The sequence below is a fragment of the Mycobacteroides immunogenum genome, assembly GCF_001605725.1.
Taxonomy (GTDB): domain Bacteria; phylum Actinomycetota; class Actinomycetes; order Mycobacteriales; family Mycobacteriaceae; genus Mycobacterium; species Mycobacterium immunogenum.
In genome coordinates this window covers 563751-581390 of sequence record NZ_CP011530.1, presented here as the reverse complement: position 1 = coordinate 581390, position 17640 = coordinate 563751, and the positions used below count along the sequence as shown (strand labels likewise).

Sequence of the window (17640 nt, the reverse complement as noted above, 5' to 3'; positions counted from 1 at the left end):
GGACATCCAAATGTTGTAGAGGACATCGACCGCACGCTCCGAATCGGCGCCCTGTAACCGGTTGTTATGAAGCGGGTTTAGTCGCTTTGATCGTGTACGTCAACGGCATCACACCCGACCTTTCGGTCAGTGCCCATTCACCGTCGGGCCGCAACGTCATCTGACCGGGCAGTGCCTCCCACGGCACGCTGTCATGCTCGGCAAGAAGGTCGATACGAAGCCCACTGGTGATCAGTGCCGTCACGATCTCGCCCAGCGAATGGTTCCACTCGTAGGTCTTGGACGATTGGATGATCTTGTCCGTCGGCACATACGTCTGGCCGTCATCCCATTCGAGCGGTTCGTCGTGCTCAAAGTACGAGTAGCGCAGGCGCGGCTCATCGGTCAGAGACTCGTCCGCCGACCACAAGATGGGGTGGCCTTCACGTATGAACAGCGACCCGCCCGGAACGAGCAGCCCCGACACCACCTGGGCCCAGGCAGCAACACGCGGCAACCAGCACAACGCCCCGATTCCGGTGTACACCAAATCGAAACTATTGCGCGGTAACACCTTTACCGCATCATGGACATCCGCCTGGATGAACGTCACGGTATCTCCAGCCTCTGCGGCCAACGCCCGCGCCTCACGTACGGCACCTTCCGAAAAGTCAAGCCCCGTCACGGTGGCACCCAGACGGGCCAGCGAGATGGTGTCCGTACCAATGTGACACTGCAAATGCACCACGTTCTTGCCCGCGATATCACCCAGCAGCGGCAAGTCGAAACGGACGACCTCGGACAGCAACGCTCGATCCTCGACGAACGTCTGGACCTCGTATCCGGACCCATCGCGGGCCGCATGAATCTGGGCGCGCTCGTCCCAGTTGGCACGATTCGCGTCCAGCCATTCGCCGCTCTCGCTCATGGCCGTCAGCCTATCGGCGCCAACAACCCATTTATGGGCGCTGCATCTGCGGAACCTACAAACCCATCGGGCTCGTGACCATCACAACTTGCCGGTCCGCAGGTCTTGACTACTCTTCAAAATCGCGGCGTCCAGACTCCAGCTTTCCGGCTGGACCCGTTCCCACAGGCCGCCTTTCCCCTGCTCCCTGCCCAGTTGCTCCTCGCGCCGGAACCACTGCTCCGCGGTGCGGATTCGGTTCGGGTGGATCTCATCGAGCAGCGCGTAATCACGTGTCACGATTCCGTCTTTCCACAGATTCCAAAACCCGGTGAAGTTGTCTCGGAATGTCATGGTGCTTGGGTCGCCCGGGTCCGCGTTGTATCCGGCCGGCCTGTCAGCCATGCCGCCAAGTGGGCCCTGCCAGTACGTGTCCAGGTCCGTATCGATGTACTGCGCAGGATGTCCCGTCACCTTCTCGAACGCCCGAGCAAGCTCGCTGTATGGGATGTGGTCGATAGCCACTTCCAGATTCATGCCAGTGGAGCGGCCGGTGTTGTCGAAGAGCCACCGGACGTAATAGCCGCAATCCTCAAGGGAAACATGCGGTACCGCTCCATCACCAAGCGGAACCCGCCAGGTGACGACGCCGTCCTCCACCGTGGGTGCCATGGGAGTCAGTGGCGAGATCGCCATTTCGATATATGGACCCGAGGTGAAAATTGCCGCACCCATCCGTTCGGCATTTGACTGATTTTGCAGCAGAATCCATTCGGCGATGCGCCCCTTACCGTCATAGTGGCCAACGCGGTACCTGGAGTCATACCCCGACTTCTTGAGACCGTAATCGAGGTTTCCGTATACGAAGAACTTGACCCCTTCCTCGATTGCGATCTCATACGCGCGGATCGCCCAGTACATCTCGGTCTTCTCACCGGTGTTGAACCCGTCGATATTGATGAATGCACCGTCGCACCCACGGAACCCCTGTCGCAGAACGCTTTCATCTGCAAACGTGCCTTCAAGGGCCGAGGTGTTTCCCAACTCGAGCAGTGCTCTCGCACGTGCACTCGTGGCATCGCGGGTGAGGAATCGGACGGAGTACTTCTTGTCGGCCACCAGGGCTCGCGTGACAGGAATGCCCTGAGCGCCCGTCGCCCCGATCATGAAGATTCTTGAAGTGGAATGCGATGACATTGCGACTTGCTCCTTATGGTGTATATGCAACATTTGAGGATGGCTAGGGGCGGTTTGCTTCAATCGCTAATCACCAGGCAACAGACCAATATTGGCCGCCAGCGCACGAACGGCTTTGACCCCACCGGCCCCGAGGAGTAGAGCGGCCTCTTCCTGCGCCCGCCGCCATTCAGGCATCACGCTCTGGACCTTTTCACTGCCCGATGGGGTCAGTGCGACCTCGCGCACCCCCTTGGCATCGGAGGAGACCGCCTCCACCCAGCCATGCCTGATCAACAGACCCAGGTTGCGACTCACGGTCGAGCGTTCCAACTGCAACACCTCGCCGATGCGCGCCGGCGAGCAGGGGCCAGCCTTGCCCAGCGCCGCCATGAGGTTGACCTGGGCAATGCTCACCCCTCGACCTTCAAGCGCACGGTCATAAACGCCGGTAACAGCCCTACCCAGCAGCCGAACCCGAACCGCGAGGCAACTACTGGCGATCTCGTCGACGGCGTCGGTAAGCATAGGACCATTGTTGCATATACATCATTTCCAGGCAATGCGATGTCCAACCAGTAGTTGTTCCCGCATCCTCGGCGTCGCGGGCCACTGCTTATTCCGTGGCCCGCGACGCCGAGTCGTCACATCCGCGCGGTCGCCGACTCGCCGTGTTCAGGCTCGTCTCTGAACGCGGCCCGTTTCGGCGAGGGCAGCTTCTGCGGCCACCAGAACCAGGGGCCTAGGATTCTGGCCAGTGGCATTACCAGGAACAGTCGTACGATCATCATGTCGAAGATCAGTCCGATGCAGATGGTGGATCCGGCTTGGCCGATGTTGACCACGTCGCTGGAGAGCATGGCCAGCATGGTGCCGGCCAGTACGAAGGCCGCGGTGACGGCGACGTTTCCAGATCCGGCGATGGTGCGGATCAGGCCGGTGCGGATTCCTGCGTGCAGCTCTTCGCGGTATCGGGACAGCAGCAGCAGGTTGTAGTCGCAGCCCACTCCGACCAGCACGATGAATGCGATGGGCAGTGTGAGCCAATGTAATTCGATGCCGATCAGGGTTTCCCAGATGAATGCCGCCAGCCCGAGTGAGCCCAGGAAGGACAGCACCACGGTGATCAGGACGATCACCGAACCCGCCAGGGTTCGGGTGATGACCATGACGATCAGGAACACCAACCCGAAGGTAGCCAGCATCATCGTCAAGATGTCGTTCATGGAAAACGCCTGCACATCACGATAATTCGCAGATGCTCCGGCCACCAGCAATTGAACATTGGACAACGACGTGCCCTTGATGGCCTCGTGGGCGGCGGCCTGCGCCCGCTGGATCTGATCGATACCTTCCGGGCTCATGGCTTCACCCTCGTGGTAGATCAGGACGCGGGCGCCCTTGCCGTCGGGGGTCATCATGAACTTCAAACCGGTCTGAAAGTCCTTAGTTTTGAAGGACTCCGGTGGCATGAAGAAGAAGTCATCGTTCTTGGCGTTGTCGAAGGCCTTGCCCATATCGACCATCGGATTGATCATGGGTTCGAGTTGAGCAATGGTGGCATGAAACAGGCTCTGCATGGTCAGGGTCAGCTGTTGCATCACCGCCATGTTCTGCACCATCGCATTGAGCTGAGTGATCATTTGCGGAGTGGCCGCATTGACCATGCTCAGGCCATCGACCATCGGCCCCAGTTGTGAAGTCGCCTCGTCAATGTTGTCCACCGATTCGTTCAACGAGCGCATCGCCCAGCAGATGGGGATGTCGAAACAGTGTGGCTCCCAATAGAGGTAGTTACGTATCGGGCGGAAGAAATCGTCGAAGTTGGACAGGTTATCGCGAGTCTTGTCCATCGCGGCCTTCAAACCCTTTGACGCTTCGACGGACATCTCCGTACCCGCGGAGAGCTGACCGGTGATGTCCGCCATCTTCTTACTGGAGTCCATCATGTCGCCCATGCGGGCGGCCATGGTGTCGATATCGGCCACCCGATCCTTCAAGAACCCCAGATTCTGACCGATCTTGGTGCCCATCGACCCCATCGCATACGGCAGTGAGGCGTGTTCCAAGGGCCGTCCGTTGGGCCGGGTGATGCTCTGCACCATCGAAATACCCGGTGTGCGAACGATGTTTTTGGCAATGCGATCCAGGCTGATCATGTCGGTGGTGTTGCGCATATCGTGATCGGCCTTGATATACAACGTGTCGATGGACAGCTGACTCGGCTGGAAGTGGCGATCCGCAGCGTCATACCCACGAGACGACTCCACGCTCTTGGGTGCGTAATCGCGGTCGTTGTAGCTGACCGTGTAATTGGCCAAGTTGGCGATACACAACGGAATCACCAGTGCCGCAACCGCGATCATGGCTACCGGCCACTTCGCAATCGCGGTACCGAGCTTGCGCCAGGCCGGGCTGGTCTTGGCCGGCGCGGACAGCCAGGGCACCTTGCTGCCCAGCGTGAGCAGCGCCGGGCCCAGCGTCAGGGCCGCGATGACCGCCACAACCATGGCCACGAAACACGGCGGCCCCAGAGTTCGGAAGTAATCCAGCGTCGTCAAACTCAGGCACAGGCACGCACCCGAGATGGCGATACCCGACCCCAGAACAACATGGGCCACGCTGCGTACCGAGGTGTAATACGCAGACTCCCGGTCCTCCCCGGCCCGACGGGCCTCCTGAAAACGGCCCAGGTAGAAGATGCCGTAATCGGTGGCAACGCCCAGCACGAGGGATACCGCCATGTTCATCGCGAAGGACGAGATCCCGATGACGTGGTTTTCCACCAGCAGCGACACCACACCGCGCGCGGTGGCCAGCGTGATCAACACACCGAACAGCGGGATGATCGCCCGAGTGATAGAGCGGTAGGCGATGAGCAGCATCGCGATGATCACCACGATGGTGACGATGGTCAGCGTGACCATGCTCTCGTCGGCGGCATTGAGCGTGTCCGAGGCCAGCGGGGCCGGGCCACTCACGTAGACGGTGAGTCCCTCGGGCTTGTCCTTGTCCAGCTTCTCAATAATCCCGCGGATCGCCTTGATGGACCGATTCGAGTCGGCATCGCCCAGGTCTCCGGCGGGCCGCACCGTCAGCGTCGCGGCCTGCGCGTCCGCGCTCTGCTGACCCGACCGAGTCACCGGGTCACCCCACAGATCCATCAGCGACTGCACATGCTCTTTGTCCTCGAGTAGACGACGGACCATCTCGTTGTAGTACTTGTGGTCCTGCTCGCCGAGCTGACGTCCCTCTGCTTCGAGGACAACCACCGCCATGCTGGTGTAATCGGACTCCTTGAAGTCCTGCCCCTGGGTGATGGCCGCAGCCGACGAGGGAGCGTCGCGCGGAATCATCGCCTTGGCGTTGGCGGCTGTTGTTTCTTCCAGGGTGGGCACAAAGATGTTCAGGGCAGCGGCGGCGATGACCCAGAAGATCACCACCGGGATCGCCAGTACACGCAGCAATCGCGCTGGCCCAGGCCGCTTTTCAGCCTTCGCCGTTACCGGCGCGGGCGGCACTAGCACCGGACCCGTGTCCGCATCTTCCTGCGGCTGCTGACCCGATGTCATGCTGCCGTCACCGTGCATGCGACCGCGGCACTGGAATGGTTGACGACCTGTTCCTCACGGACCTCACCATTGACCCGAATGCGGCAACCCAGCGAATCCCCGTCCACCTGCGCGACCAGGCTCAGCGACGCGGCCGAGGACATCGTGGTCTCCGAGACCGACCACGGCAGCGAGGTCAGCACGACGTCGACCGGTTCACTATTGAGGTTGGCATAGGACACTTTCCCGCTAGTTCCCAAGGTGCCGAACACCTCATAGGTGACGTTCTTGGGATTGATCTGAACCACCGTGGCCGGAATCGGGCGGGTAGTCGGCGGGTGGCTGATCGCCAGCGACTTCTCCCGAATCCGATTCACGCCGAAGCCCACGGTCGCGATGACGATGAGCGCCACCAAAGGCATCCACAACGCGCCGAGTGTTCGCCCGATACGACCCCGAGACTGTTTGCGCCGGTTCACCATTGGGTACACCCGGCTAGGACTGCACGGACAGCGAACACGAAATTCTCCTCGTCGCTCGTTACCGGCGCGGGGAGGCATCCCCGCACGCAGAATCCCCCACTCATCGCAGGCTCCTCAGGGTTGACGGCACACATCTCGTTGTTACCTTCGGTAACATAGCTCTTGTTACTCGAAGTAACAAGTCGAAGCTAGAATGTTGGCCCATGGAGACAAGCCCCACACCCGGCGCAGCATCGCGCCAGCCGTGGGCAGAGCGCCACGCACACTTGCTGGACGCCGCCGAGCAGCTGTTCTTCGAGCGTGGATTCGCCGCCGTCTCGTTGAGTGACATTGCCCAGGCCGCGGGCGTTACCAAGCCGATCGCCTACCGCCACTTCAAAACCAAGGACGGCGCATACCTAGCGTGCGCCCGACGTGCTCATGCCGATTTTGCGCAGGCACTGATACAGCGAGCCGATCCCACGCTGGCGGTACGCGAGCAGTTCGCCACTGCGGCAGACCTTTTCTTTGGGCTCTTGGAGACTCATCCCGAACGGTGGGAGCTCATTTACGGCAGTGCCGCCGTGCTACCTGCCGAGTCACGTGAAGAACTATCCGCCCTGCGGCTGGACAATATCGAGACGATCTACGCGCTGATTACCAAGGACCATCCCGACATACCCGAACTTTTTGTCGAAGGACTCTCGCACGCCATGTCCGGGGCAGCGGAACGTCTCGGGCATTGGTGGCGCTCCCGCCCCGACCTGGACCGCCAACACATAGTCAACATCCACGTCGAGATCTTCTACGCCGCGGTGGCTCCGTATCTCGACGCACCCTCGGCAACCAAGCGCTGATCACTGCAGCGGTCACGTGCTTTCGGTGACCGGGCCCGCGCGGGCCGCCGCCCGGGCCGGACCCATGCCGAACCGACCCAACATCACCGGAACAGACACGCCGACAACCACATCGAGATCTTCGACGACACAACTAGCGACGGCAGCGCCCATCCTCCGTGCGATCACACCCACCTCAACACAGGCCGGCGCGGCACCGTAGAGAGCGTGTTGCGCCCCGGCCAGGGCCGCCAGATCAGCCACCGCCTGCGCACGATGTCGGGCCACCACTGCCGAACCCACAGCGGCGCCCCCAGCCGTCAACACCAACAGCACCGCCACCATGGCCACCGCGACAATGGTCGCCGAGCCGCTATCAGCCCTCGGGTTCCATCGCCGAAACAGACTCAGCGGCAATCGCAATGGCAGGCAACAGGCGGCTCCTCGCCGTGACCCGCGCCACCGCATAGCCACCATCGCGGCGAACCTCAACCGCCGCGCCCTGTGGAGCAATCCGGCGAGCCACCGACCGTGCGTCGGCATCGTCACCACGCGCCGCCAGCCGCGCCGCCTCACGCGAGGCATCCACACAGCGCACCTGCATCGATACCGCCTGAATTCCAGCGGCACACATCACCAGCACCGCCACCAACGCCGCAATACCGAACGCGGCCTCCACAGTGACGGCTCCGGCATCGCCGCCTAAACGCTGGTGTTGAGCGCGCGCGTGATGATGTTGGTAAGCGCACTGACTATCGAGTCCCCGGTGACCACCGTATACAGGATCGCCCCGAACGCGGCCGCGGCGATTGTCCCGATGGCGTATTCCACGGTAGACATGCCGTCTTCCGACTCGACGACCACTGTCATCCTCCGGCGCAACTTCGTTACTACTTTGTGTATCAATGGATTCCCTCCCTCTCAGGCCTGCGGATCTTCCACAGGTCACAGCACACCGCTGTCGAACACATCGCGTGCCAGCCCCATCACGACAGGCAGGATGCCCAGGCAGACGAATGAAGGCAGAAAACACAAACCCAGCGGGGCACCGATAAGTACGCCGGCTCGTTCCGCGGTGACCACGGCGGAATCCAGCGCATCCCGGCGGCACTGCAGCGCCAGTGAAGCAATACCGTCCGCCATCATCGCGCCTGAGTCGGCCGATCTCCGCGCCAGTCTGGTGAGCGCCTCGCGCTGTTCGTATCCCGGTTCATCGGATGCGCCGGTGTCCGCCCACGCAGTCGATGCCGGCGCACCGAGCGCGAGCATCTCGCCCGCGCGATGCAACATCCGGGCCAGCTCTCGCGGCGCCGAAGACGCGACTACCAGCGCCGCCCCCGCGACCGGCATCCCCGATCGAAGACACACGCAGAGCATGTCGAGACTGAACGCCATGCCCAGCAAGCCTTTTTCGGCGGAGTCATCCACGATGGGAGCGGACAAACGACCACGCGACATCCTTGCTCGAGCTCGCAACGCCCCGGGCGCGGTCAGGACGGCCGCGGCCAGCATCAGCAGGGCGGCACTCACCGCAGCGCCTTCCCCGTGATCGCATCGGACCACAACAGGCCGATGCATGCCAGCAGCACCCCAACAACCAACAGAGCGCCGCCAACCCCTCCCGAGCACAGCACAGTGAGGGGTCGCGCTCCGATCATTTGGCCCAGTCCGATACCCACCACGGGCAGACCCGTTAGCACCGCCGCGGTCGCGCGTGGGCCGGCCAACCCCGCGTTCACCCGCGCCGCAAACCGCTGCCGTTCTTGTAAATCGGCCCTGCAAGCATCAAGCAGATCGGCAACGGCAAGGCCATGTCGTTGCGCCAGTGACCAACTGCGGGCAATCCGATCCCATTGCGGCGACACTGATCCCGCGGTCGGCACGGCCGGATCCAGATTCACACCCACACGAGCCCGTGCTGCCGTGGCGGCGAACGCCTCGCCTACCTTCCCGCTGAGCTCTGCGGCCGCGACCTCGAACGCCCGCACCGGATGCGCCCCTACCCTCAGTTCACCGACCACAACGTCGAGCCCGGATTCCGTACCACTCAGCTCCTCCGAGTCGGCGCGATACCTACGGCGGCGGCGCCACCGGATGCCGAAAGTCCCTCCCAATACCGCGATCGCCATCACCACCGAAAGCGGAAACAGACACAGCGCCGCCAGGCCCAGCGCACCCAACAATGCGACCACCAGTTTCCCGTTCCTCTGCCCCGAACCGTTTCCGGGGCATCTGAGGCGCCGATGTCGTTGCGGGGCAATGAGTAATGCCACAGCCAACAACAGCAAGGCCGGCGACGTCACGCGATTCTCCCCGCGATCAGCGCATCCAACTGCTCCGCGGCGGGTCCGCGCCCGCCGTCACTACTCCATGCGGGTGTCACCCGCGCGATCCCGTCGTTGCCCTTGCACACGACCGCGATCTCGGCCAGCCGCCGGACATTTGCGAATCGCCTTATATGGCAGATGCATTGGCCCAGTTATCAGTAAAAGAATTGATAGAATTTGATTAATTATGTTGTGCCACAACGCAATTTATGCTTAGTATGCATGTATACTAAGTAGATGAGCCGCGATAATTTTTGTGAAGAGAAAACGGCGTGTACCTATTGCGAAGTAGGTACGTCTATGGAATCCTTCGGGCATGAACCTAGAAGTGCAGGTGGAGTGCGACACTCTGGTGCGCCAGCATCACGAGGCGCTTGCGCAGGTGCGCAAGGATGTGGCCGACGCGGTGTTGAAGACGGCCGAGTTGTGGGAGCCGGTTTTCTCGGACCCTTCCGATATGCATGGCCAGTTGCATTGCACCTCAGTGCGGGGGTTGTTGATCAAGGCGCGCACCGACCGCGAATCCGGTGTGGGTCTGCCCGAGGGGGAGAAACCAGCGAAGGGTTCTTTGACCACTCGCTGCGGTCAGGGCATGTCAGCGATCTTGGACGATGGCCGCGGCGGGGAGGGTATACGGGTGCGCAAGGCGCCCTCGAAAGTGGTGGCCGAGCACGATCGGCTGGTTGTGTATCCCTCCAAGGCGCAGCGAGAGGCGGCGCTGAAGCTGGCCGAAGCCGAGGCGCAGCGTGTGGCCGAGAAGGCCACCACGGAGGCCGACGACGGCGGGTCGCCCGAACCGGAAGTGATCAACGGGCAGTACACCTTTGGTGGCGAGTTCGACCATCTCGAACGCAAGCCCACCGGCTACGACTGGTTCGTGTTGTGGACGTTGAGTCCGGACAGTCTGCATGTCCTGGAGGTGTTTTTGGCTGCGGTGATCGGAATCGACGACAGCACGAACACGGTGATCGTGGCTTCTGCGCCGCTGCCGAAGTTGGTTACCCGGCAAGAAGATACCTCCGACAACGATTTCGAGGACTTCGGCAAGGACAGCGAAGAGGGTACTGGTCCTGCACCAGCGTGACAGGTTTGTCATACCTGTCGGTTAGCGTCACGGGCGTTAGTGTTGAATCGGGATCGCTATGACGAAGACGGTAGAAATTTTTGGTCTGCGGGTGCGCCAGGCCCGCTTGATGAGACGACTGACAGCAAAGGCTGTCATGGAGGCTGTGGGATGGTCCGGTGCGCGTTTGTCGCGGCTGGAGCGGGCAGAGACCGCCCAGGTCCGCGAGGACGAGCTGGCAGCGTTGATGGTCGTATTACGGGTTCCTGCATTGTTTTTCACTTCCATGCCGGTGTGTCGTGTAGAGCCTGATCAGCTGTTATTCCGGGCTCCGAAATCGACGACGGAGACCGAGAAGAACCGGATGGCGCAGTTCATTGCGCTTTCTGGCGACTTTCTGCTGGAGATGAACGGCCGGCACAAGCTGCCTCCGGTTCAGATCAGTGCGGCCCCTGACCCGGACCCTGTCGCGGCGGCTCTGCATGCTCGCCAATGCCTGGGCGTTGATCGTGATGTGCCGATCGGCGATCTGACGCACTTGTTCGAGCGCGGCGGTATCCCGGTAGTGATGCGTTACGAGCGCTTCGGTGGTAGTGCGCCGGAAGACAATTCACGGGGTCGGCTGGAAAAGCATCTGGGTTGTTCGACCTGGGTGGGTGAGTTCCGGGAGCGGCCGCTGATTGTGTTGCGGGAGCTCGATTCCTGGGAACGGACCCGCTGGACACTGGCCCACGAGCTGGGGCATTTGATTCTGCACACCAATGCCGCCGAGTTGACCGATGAGCACGAAGATCAGGCATCGCGGTTCGCTTCGGAGTTCCTGGCGCCGTTCGCCGCGGTATCGCACTCAGTCAAAAGTGCTCCGTCGTTGCTGAATTTGCTTCCTGTCAAGCAGAAGTGGGGTATCTCGGTGGGTGCGTTGCTTCGGCATTTCCATGACTCGGGCGCCCTCGATAACGACCGCTACGACATGCTGCGCACCCAGCTGTACACCCGGATCAACGCTGACACCGGCTTCACCTGGGGACGTACCGAGCCGGGTTGGGATGACCGTAAACCTGAGCGACCCCGGTTGATGAGCAAGTGGATCGAGTTTGCGTTCGGTGTCAGCTCTCCGGAGGCGTTGATGGCACACCGGGTGATGTGGCCGCTGGACATGCTGCAGGAATTTCTGGTCGGTCAGCGTATGGCCGTGCCCGCCTTGAGCACTGCGACACGGCCGGCGCCGCGCGGTTCCAGTGGTGTGGCCGATTTCGCCGCGTACCGGCGGCGGCGGGCCTGAGCGGACGGGGCCTGTGGTGGCGCGGGTGCAGCGGGTGCGTGATGTAGCTGATGGTTCGCGCTGGTACACGGTGGTCGGTGCTGATCACCTGCCGATCGCCCCGGTCGCCGAATACATCGCGTTCCTGCGCGATGATCAGGCCTCCCCGCACACGGTCCGCGCGTACGCCGCCGGCTTGGCGGCGTGGTGGACGCTGCTGGAGCACACCGGGACCGGCTGGACACAGATCTCGACCTCACTGTTCGGCGGTTTCCTGACGTATCTGCGCACCGGGGATCTTCCCGGGACCACACGGGTAGGGCCTGAGGGAAGCTGGCTGGCGGCGGCGACAGTGCAGCAGCGGGCCGCCGCGGTGCTGGCGTTCTACCGCTATCAGGCGCACGCCCACAACCTGGACGTGCCCTATCAGAAGCTCTACGGCTCCCTGGGCAAGCGGGGCCGCTCCCGCTACGTGCCGATGCTGGCCGGGGTCGGGCGGCGACCGCGCCGGGACCGGCCCATCTACCGGGTGCGGGGTGAGAATGCCCGCCGCACACCTATTTTGCTGCCCACGCAGGTACAGCTGATCCTGGATGCGTGCGCCATCCAGGACACCGATGGGCTGTGGTCAGGATCGCAGGCTGGTCTGCGGGACCGGTTGCTGTTCGCCACCTTGGCTGAGACGGGGATGCGTCTGGGCGAAGCATTGTCGTTGCGGCATCAGGATTTCTGTATCGGCGCCGGAGGCACCCCGTGGATCGATGTGGCGGCCCGCCAGGACCACCCGCACGGGGTGCGGGTCAAGGGCCAGCCGCGACGCATCTATGTCGGAGATGATTTAGAGGCCCTGTATTCGGCGTATGTGTGGCAGCTGGTGGACGCCGGCGCGGACCTCGCCGTGCCCGATCTGGACAGCCATTTCGTGTTCGTCAACCGCGCCGCCGGCGCCCTGTTCGCGCCGCTGCGCCCCGAAACCGTGTACGCCAAGGTTCGCTCGATCAACAGGGCCGCCAAAGACCCTCTCCCGGCAGGCTGGTCGCCGCACTGGCTGCGCCACACCCATGCCAGCGCCCTGCTGGCCTGCGGTGTGCCCGCGCATGTGGTGATGCGCCGGCTGGGGCATCTGGATATCCAGACCACCCTGTCCACCTACGGGTGGGTGACCGAAGACATTGCGATGCGCACCGCGGCGCAGTGGAAGAACTACGCCGCCGGATGGAAGGGCCTGCACGATGGCACCCACTGACCCACCACCGACCGGACAGCTCGGCCCCTGCCGCGCCGAGAGTTCTGCGTGGGAGCAGCAGTGGGCGAAAGTGCCTGCGCCGTGGCGCCAGCCGGTGTACCGGATCGATACGGCACCGTTTAGCGAGGTGTTCGTGCAGAACCGCTACTACGCCACAGCCACGCCCGGATGCGATGGCTACGATTTCACCCCGCCCGGGCCGCCCCGCTTCGCCGACGAGCTGGCGTGGTGGGTGTACACATGCTGGCACGAAGGGCTGCGCCGGATCGACCCGGCCAAGATCGTTTGGTTCACCCAGGCCCTGCCCGCCGCCGCCGCCGAATACCGGCGCCGCCACGGCCGACCCCCGGCAAGCCTGCTCGATATCAGTGTGCCCGACATCGTGCGGCACGCCACGGTGCTCTTCGAGCAGCGCCGCCACCGCCTGCCCACCGCCTCCTACCGCCGCAACCTGGAATGGACCGTCGAGCACCTGCACACGCTGCTGGCGGTGCGCACCGCTTCGGCGCCGTGGTGGAGCTATGACACCTGGGACTTGCGGATCGACCCGCGGATCCCGCAACGCGAGCATGAACCCCATCACGAGCGCGTGCTCAAACTCGCTGGCATACAACCGGTGTGGCTGCGGGAGGGGCTGCGGTTCTGGATGCGCACCGCCATCACCCACCAGCTGTTCACCTGGACCACCGCGGTGAGCCGCTGCCAAACTCTCGGCCGGCATCTGGGCCTGTTCTGCCAACGCAACAACTACCACGACAACCCGCTGATCACCGCTGATCCCGAGCAGCTGCGCGCCGTGTTCATGGATTTTCTGGCCTACTTGCGCAGCCCTGAGGCCACCACCAAATCCGGCACCCTGGGCGACTACCTGGTGACCGAGATCCAGTACCAGGTGCAAGCGTTCTACACCTTCATGCACGATCACGGCGCCGAAGCTGCCGCCGCCACCGGGGACAAACGCTGGAAAGAGTTGGGGATCGGCCATACCCGGCTGTGGGCACCGGCCTACCTGCCGCGCAAAACCCGTCGGCCGCGCGAGCTGACTTGGTATAGCACCGCTGATTTGCAGCGGATGCTGGCCTACTTACAGGTGCTGAGCGCCGACACGGAAGAACGTGTGGTGCTCACCCACCCCGACGGGCAGATCTCGGTGATGGCCGGCCTGGGCGATCCGCAAGCCGCCCGCGCCTGGCTGCTGCAGGCGATGACCGGTCGGCGGGCCTCGGAGATCCTGATGCTCGATCATGACCCGCTGCAAGCCATTCCGGGTGCCGCAGCCCCGGCCGGTGCAGATACCGGCATCTTCGTGGCGCGGCTGCGCTATCAGCAGACCAAGGTCGCCGGAGTGGATCCCACCATCTTGGTAGAACAACAGATCGTCGATGTCATCCGCGAGCAGCAGCGCTGGCTGGCGCGCCGCTACCCCGGCATCAAGCCCAAGTACCTGTTTGTGGGGATGGTGCACCAGCACCAAGGCCAACGCGCCCGCCCCTACACCTCATATCTGAACGCACTCAAGAAACTGGACGCCGTCCACCGCCTCGTCGATGCCCAGGGCAATGCGCTGCGGTTCTCCCAGACGCACCGGCTGCGGCACACACGCGCTACCGAGCTACTCAATGACGGTGTCCCGTTCCATGTCGTGCAGCGCTACCTGGGTCACAAAAGCCCGGAGATGACCGCCCGCTACGCCGCCACGCTGGCGGCCACCTCCGAAGCAGAATTCTTGAAACACAAGAAGATCGGTGCGATGGGCGCCGAGATCGCGATCAGCCCCTCAGACATTTACGAGATGACCCAACTCGGCAAGCGCACCGACCGGGTGCTGCCCAACGGGGTGTGCCTGTTGCCGCCGCTGAAATCATGCGATAAGGGCAACGCCTGCCTGTCGTGCGGGCACTTCGCCACCGATGCCACCCACCTGCATGATCTGCGCGGTCAGCTCACCGCCACCCAAACCCTCCTGGCCGGGCGCCGGCGACAGTTCGCCGAGCGCACCGGACGCGAGCTAACCGACGACAACGTTTGGGTCAGCGAACGCCTCCGCGAAATCGTCTCACTACAAGCCATCATCGCTCGCTTGTCCAATCATTCAGATGCTTTGGCGGGCAGCGGATCTGCGCCCAGCGCGATTGCGGGCGCGGCCACCGCGGGCAGGCGGCCCCAGCTGCCAATCGCCACCCGCGGCGCCCACGAGAGCATCATCAACCATGCCAGCGGCGGGCGGCGCAGCGATGGCTGAGCATCACCGCGGCACCGACGGGCTGCGCCGCCACGCCCATCAGCGCTCCGATGAGGCCCGCCGCCGCATCGATAAAGCCATCCGCGATCGGCGCAAACGCGGCGAGCCGATCAACGTTAATGCCGTCGCCCGCACCGCCAGGGTCACCCGTAAAACCATCTACGCCCACCCCGACCTGCTCGAACGCATCCGCGCCCACACACCCCTGCACGTGGCGCCACTGGCACCCCAACCACGGCCTGCAGCCGAGAGCTCCATCGTGGCCGCACTACGCCGCCAGCTGACCACCCAACAAACTCAACTGAGCAAACTCAGAACCGAACTCAAAGCCCGCGACGAAGCGCTTGCGGCCGCGCACGGCGAAATCGCCCGCCTCTCAAACCCGCCGCGCTAGACCAGCTGCAGCAGCAGGGGGACTCTGCCTGATGCCCGATGTCTCACGACAGATCGAACTATCGTTGAGCTAACCCGAGTAAGGAGGCTCAGATGGTTGCTCAGGTAGATCGCGGCGCGGTCGCGGTCCGCTACTGCCCGTCCTGTGGCGCCGAACTGCCGGACCGGGTGCGCCACGATGCCCTCTATTGTTCGTCCGCGTGCCGGGCACGGCATTGGCGGTGGGCCCAACGCAGCCGCTCGCGGATCTGCGCGATGCGCGGCGAGGGCCAGCTGCGGGCCCGATGCGCTGAGTGTGACAGCACCTGGGTCGTCGGACTCGAGCACCGGGCCGGGACTATTTACTGTTCGCATCGGTGCCGGACCCGGGCTTGGCGGCGTTGCCGTTCGCTGTAGACGTCACCGTGACCGTTACCGCGAACGGCTACACAAATCTCTTTAACACCGGGCCTGACCAGCGTAATTAACGATCCGAAACTCTTGATCGGCGGCCGCGGCAAGCGCACAATGATGCAACAGCCGGTTTGCAGCCGTTCTTCAAGCGGCACCGGTGCGCGCAAGAAGGTGATAGACACAAGCACATCGATCATGCGGGCCCCCGCTGCAGCGCAGGGGCTCGGCCCACGGCGCACGGACGGCGTGACCGCGGTGCATCGAGCATCAGGTGCAGTGCAGGCCCGCGTGGCCCCGGACGGGAATCACGCGAGGAGACAACAATGCCCGAAAAAATCGGAAACGTCAGCAAGCGCCGCTACGACCAGCTGGTCGCCGAGGGCCGCAACCTAGTCGAGCAGCAATCTCGCTGCCAGTTCGAGCTCGGTGATCGAGCCCTGGAAATCGAGCCGCTGCAGCCGCGCGGCGGAGCGCACCCCGGCCCGGGCGTCGAGCTGCTCAGCGTCACCGCCGCGATCGCCATGTACGCCCAGGACATTGGCCTGGCCGCATCGACGATCATGGACTACCGGTGGGTCGCCTCGCGGTGGCCCACCGGTCAGCGAGTGCACACCGTGTCGCACTACATCCACAAGGTGCTCGCCGGCCACGACAACCGGTACGCATTGATACAACAACCACCCACGAACAGCCGTACTGGTGAGCGCCGATGGGATAGCGAGGCTGCCCGCCGGGCGGTCGGGTGGACGCCACGCACCCCCGTTACCAGCCAAGAGAAAGTCAACCAGGTCCACGACCTGACCAAGGACGACCACGTCGCGGTATCGGTGGCTCGGGACCTGCTCAAACGCCCCAACGTCGCATTCGAAGCCATGGGCGACCAATCAGCACGCCACGCGGTCAACAGCGCCCAATACGACCGATCCCGGCAAACAATCGTGTGCGCACGCCAACGCACACCGGCCATCCGGGCGCTCGAACATAGCATCGAATACATCGATCTGGTCGGTGCCTGCGCCCAGTTCGTCGCCGGCGTCGGCCGCATCCTGCCCAACCTGCGCGGCCAGGAGTTCAGCACGCAGGAAAAGGCCGCGGTCCAGCAGAACCTGGCCCGGGTGCGCAGCACGGCCGATTGGATACAACATGCGATGGACACCGGGGATGTCAGCCTTGATGAGGCTCTTGCCGAATTACTCAAAGGCGGGTGAACCATGCCCCACCGCATCCCCCGCACCGTCAAATCCGAGCGCGTGCGCTTAGCACTTCTACAAGCCCGACCCGGCGGCCTTACCCTACAACAGCTTTGTGCCGCAACAGGTCTGACCGCAAGCCAGATCCGTGACGGCCTCAGAGAGATCAAGGAACACGCCGCCATGGAACATATGACCCCCTTTGCCTGGTCCCGCAAGAACGGCTACGCCTTTCCCGAGGAGCCCTCCGACTGGATCGCCTACGAACGAGCCCAAGCCCACACCGCACTGACCCGATTCGTGCGCCTGATCACCGGCACCGTTTATCCCCACCAGCAACTTCTGCCGCACGATGACTACGCCAGGCTGCTGCTGGATCAACTCGTCGGCGTACGTGCATCACTGGAAAGCATCACCCGGCTAGCCAGTTGAGTACCGACCATCACGGTGCACCACAGGACCACGGCACCGACCCACGGTCTCCGGAAGCATCTGAGGGTGTCCAGGGCGACGGGTTGGCCGTCGTCGAGCAGCCGCAGCAGCGGCACCAGCAGGGCCGGGTCGAGCCCGGGATTCTCCGGAACAACCAGGCGGTCAAGGAAATTCGTCATAGTC

At 63.3% G+C, this 17640-nt stretch carries 19 protein-coding genes; 8 read left to right on the top strand and 11 right to left on the bottom strand.

All coding sequences use genetic code 11. The features are described from left to right. Nucleotides 1–64: 64 nt before the first annotated feature. The 5 genes from ABG82_RS02970 to ABG82_RS02950 form a co-directional block, all read right to left on the bottom strand. Entirely contained in the window at nt 65–907 is an 843-nt protein-coding gene (locus ABG82_RS02970) for a class I SAM-dependent methyltransferase (protein ID WP_043079475.1), read from the bottom strand. A gap of 81 nt (nt 908–988) precedes the next feature. After that, nucleotides 989–2083, bottom strand: coding sequence for an NmrA family NAD(P)-binding protein (locus ABG82_RS02965; RefSeq protein ID WP_043079532.1), 1095 nt, complete (start codon nt 2081–2083; stop codon nt 989–991). A gap of 66 nt (nt 2084–2149) precedes the next feature. Beyond that, nucleotides 2150–2590 (bottom strand): MarR family winged helix-turn-helix transcriptional regulator, encoded by a 441-nt coding sequence (locus ABG82_RS02960; RefSeq protein WP_043079474.1) that lies wholly within the window; start codon nt 2588–2590, stop codon nt 2150–2152. 116 nt (nt 2591–2706) lie between these two features. Next, nucleotides 2707–5634: an MMPL/RND family transporter gene (locus ABG82_RS02955; RefSeq protein ID WP_054173177.1), complete on the bottom strand. Its 2928-nt coding sequence runs from the start codon at nt 5632–5634 to the stop codon at nt 2707–2709. Further along, complete coding sequence (locus ABG82_RS02950) at nt 5631–6092, bottom strand: MmpS family transport accessory protein (RefSeq protein WP_234708126.1); 462 nt, start codon at nt 6090–6092, stop codon at nt 5631–5633. The genes ABG82_RS02955 and ABG82_RS02950 overlap by 4 nt, the downstream gene beginning before the upstream one ends. 206 nt (nt 6093–6298) lie before the next feature. Between ABG82_RS02950 and ABG82_RS02945 the strand changes: the two genes are divergently transcribed. Then, complete coding sequence (locus tag ABG82_RS02945) at nt 6299–6931, top strand: TetR/AcrR family transcriptional regulator (protein ID WP_043080568.1); 633 nt, start codon at nt 6299–6301, stop codon at nt 6929–6931. Between the two features lie 12 nt (nt 6932–6943). Here the strand turns inward: ABG82_RS02945 and ABG82_RS02940 are convergent, their stop codons facing one another. The 5 genes from ABG82_RS02940 to ABG82_RS02920 all read right to left on the bottom strand — a co-directional run bounded on the left by ABG82_RS02940 (nt 6944) and on the right by ABG82_RS02920 (nt 9195). Continuing rightward, the gene (locus tag ABG82_RS02940) at nt 6944–7333 is read right to left on the bottom strand and encodes an Rv3654c family TadE-like protein (protein ID WP_078343781.1); all 390 of its coding nucleotides are present in this window, start codon (nt 7331–7333) and stop codon (nt 6944–6946) included. After that, a complete protein-coding gene (locus ABG82_RS02935; protein ID WP_179948709.1) occupies nt 7287–7589 on the bottom strand; it encodes a TadE family type IV pilus minor pilin in 303 nt (100 codons plus the stop codon). The genes ABG82_RS02940 and ABG82_RS02935 overlap by 47 nt, the downstream gene beginning before the upstream one ends. A 23-nt stretch (nt 7590–7612) precedes the next feature. Beyond that, nucleotides 7613–7780, bottom strand: a complete 168-nt coding sequence (locus ABG82_RS02930) for a DUF4244 domain-containing protein (RefSeq protein ID WP_162269182.1) — start codon at nt 7778–7780, stop codon at nt 7613–7615. A 75-nt stretch (nt 7781–7855) separates the two neighbouring features. Further along, nucleotides 7856–8440, bottom strand: coding sequence for a type II secretion system F family protein (locus ABG82_RS02925; RefSeq protein WP_043080567.1), 585 nt, complete (start codon nt 8438–8440; stop codon nt 7856–7858). Beyond that, on the bottom strand, nt 8437–9195 hold the full coding sequence (locus ABG82_RS02920; RefSeq protein ID WP_078343790.1) for a type II secretion system F family protein: 759 nt from the start codon (nt 9193–9195) through the stop codon (nt 8437–8439). The genes ABG82_RS02925 and ABG82_RS02920 overlap by 4 nt, the downstream gene beginning before the upstream one ends. Nucleotides 9196–9553: 358 nt before the next feature. Here ABG82_RS02920 and ABG82_RS02915 point away from each other — a divergent pair, with 358 nt between their 5' ends. The 7 genes from ABG82_RS02915 to ABG82_RS02885 all read left to right on the top strand — a co-directional run bounded on the left by ABG82_RS02915 (nt 9554) and on the right by ABG82_RS02885 (nt 17457). After that, complete coding sequence (locus tag ABG82_RS02915; protein ID WP_043079362.1) at nt 9554–10321, top strand: hypothetical protein; 768 nt, start codon at nt 9554–9556, stop codon at nt 10319–10321. 58 nt (nt 10322–10379) lie between these two features. Beyond that, on the top strand, nt 10380–11582 hold the full coding sequence (locus ABG82_RS02910) for an ImmA/IrrE family metallo-endopeptidase (protein ID WP_043079361.1): 1203 nt from the start codon (nt 10380–10382) through the stop codon (nt 11580–11582). A 16-nt stretch (nt 11583–11598) separates the two neighbouring features. Beyond that, nucleotides 11599–12807, top strand: coding sequence for a tyrosine-type recombinase/integrase (locus tag ABG82_RS02905; protein WP_043079391.1), 1209 nt, complete (start codon nt 11599–11601; stop codon nt 12805–12807). Next, nucleotides 12794–15049 (top strand): tyrosine-type recombinase/integrase, encoded by a 2256-nt coding sequence (locus ABG82_RS02900; protein ID WP_043079360.1) that lies wholly within the window; start codon nt 12794–12796, stop codon nt 15047–15049. The genes ABG82_RS02905 and ABG82_RS02900 overlap by 14 nt, the downstream gene beginning before the upstream one ends. Beyond that, nucleotides 15042–15443 (top strand): DUF6262 family protein, encoded by a 402-nt coding sequence (locus ABG82_RS02895; RefSeq protein ID WP_043079390.1) that lies wholly within the window; start codon nt 15042–15044, stop codon nt 15441–15443. The genes ABG82_RS02900 and ABG82_RS02895 overlap by 8 nt, the downstream gene beginning before the upstream one ends. Nucleotides 15444–16158: 715 nt before the next feature. Next, nucleotides 16159–17043, top strand: coding sequence for a DUF6192 family protein (locus ABG82_RS02890; protein ID WP_043079359.1), 885 nt, complete (start codon nt 16159–16161; stop codon nt 17041–17043). Nucleotides 17044–17046: 3 nt separating this feature from the next. Next, nucleotides 17047–17457: a hypothetical protein gene (locus ABG82_RS02885; protein WP_052511081.1), complete on the top strand. Its 411-nt coding sequence runs from the start codon at nt 17047–17049 to the stop codon at nt 17455–17457. Here the strand turns inward: ABG82_RS02885 and ABG82_RS27470 are convergent. Further along, nucleotides 17403–17636 carry a hypothetical protein gene (locus ABG82_RS27470; protein ID WP_078311565.1) on the bottom strand — a complete coding sequence of 78 codons (234 nt, stop codon included), beginning with the start codon at nt 17634–17636 and terminating at the stop codon, nt 17403–17405. The two genes, ABG82_RS02885 and ABG82_RS27470, sit on opposite strands and share 55 nt — an antisense overlap. Nucleotides 17637–17640 lie beyond the last annotated feature (4 nt).

Coding starts and splice junctions, on each gene's coding strand:
- ABG82_RS02960 (WP_043079474.1), bottom strand. CDS start 2,590: ATGCTTACCGACGCCGTCGACGAGATCGCCAGTAGTTGCCTCGCGGTT.
- ABG82_RS02955 (WP_054173177.1), bottom strand. CDS start 5,634: ATGACATCGGGTCAGCAGCCGCAGGAAGATGCGGACACGGGTCCGGTG.
- ABG82_RS02885 (WP_052511081.1), top strand. CDS start 17,047: ATGCCCCACCGCATCCCCCGCACCGTCAAATCCGAGCGCGTGCGCTTA.
- ABG82_RS02970 (WP_043079475.1), bottom strand. CDS start 907: ATGAGCGAGAGCGGCGAATGGCTGGACGCGAATCGTGCCAACTGGGAC.
- ABG82_RS27470 (WP_078311565.1), bottom strand. CDS start 17,636: ATGACGAATTTCCTTGACCGCCTGGTTGTTCCGGAGAATCCCGGGCTC.
- ABG82_RS02930 (WP_162269182.1), bottom strand. CDS start 7,780: ATGACAGTGGTCGTCGAGTCGGAAGACGGCATGTCTACCGTGGAATAC.
- ABG82_RS02915 (WP_043079362.1), top strand. CDS start 9,554: ATGAACCTAGAAGTGCAGGTGGAGTGCGACACTCTGGTGCGCCAGCAT.
- ABG82_RS02965 (WP_043079532.1), bottom strand. CDS start 2,083: ATGTCATCGCATTCCACTTCAAGAATCTTCATGATCGGGGCGACGGGC.
- ABG82_RS02910 (WP_043079361.1), top strand. CDS start 10,380: ATGACGAAGACGGTAGAAATTTTTGGTCTGCGGGTGCGCCAGGCCCGC.
- ABG82_RS02945 (WP_043080568.1), top strand. CDS start 6,299: ATGGAGACAAGCCCCACACCCGGCGCAGCATCGCGCCAGCCGTGGGCA.
- ABG82_RS02890 (WP_043079359.1), top strand. CDS start 16,159: ATGCCCGAAAAAATCGGAAACGTCAGCAAGCGCCGCTACGACCAGCTG.
- ABG82_RS02900 (WP_043079360.1), top strand. CDS start 12,794: ATGGCACCCACTGACCCACCACCGACCGGACAGCTCGGCCCCTGCCGC.
- ABG82_RS02895 (WP_043079390.1), top strand. CDS start 15,042: ATGGCTGAGCATCACCGCGGCACCGACGGGCTGCGCCGCCACGCCCAT.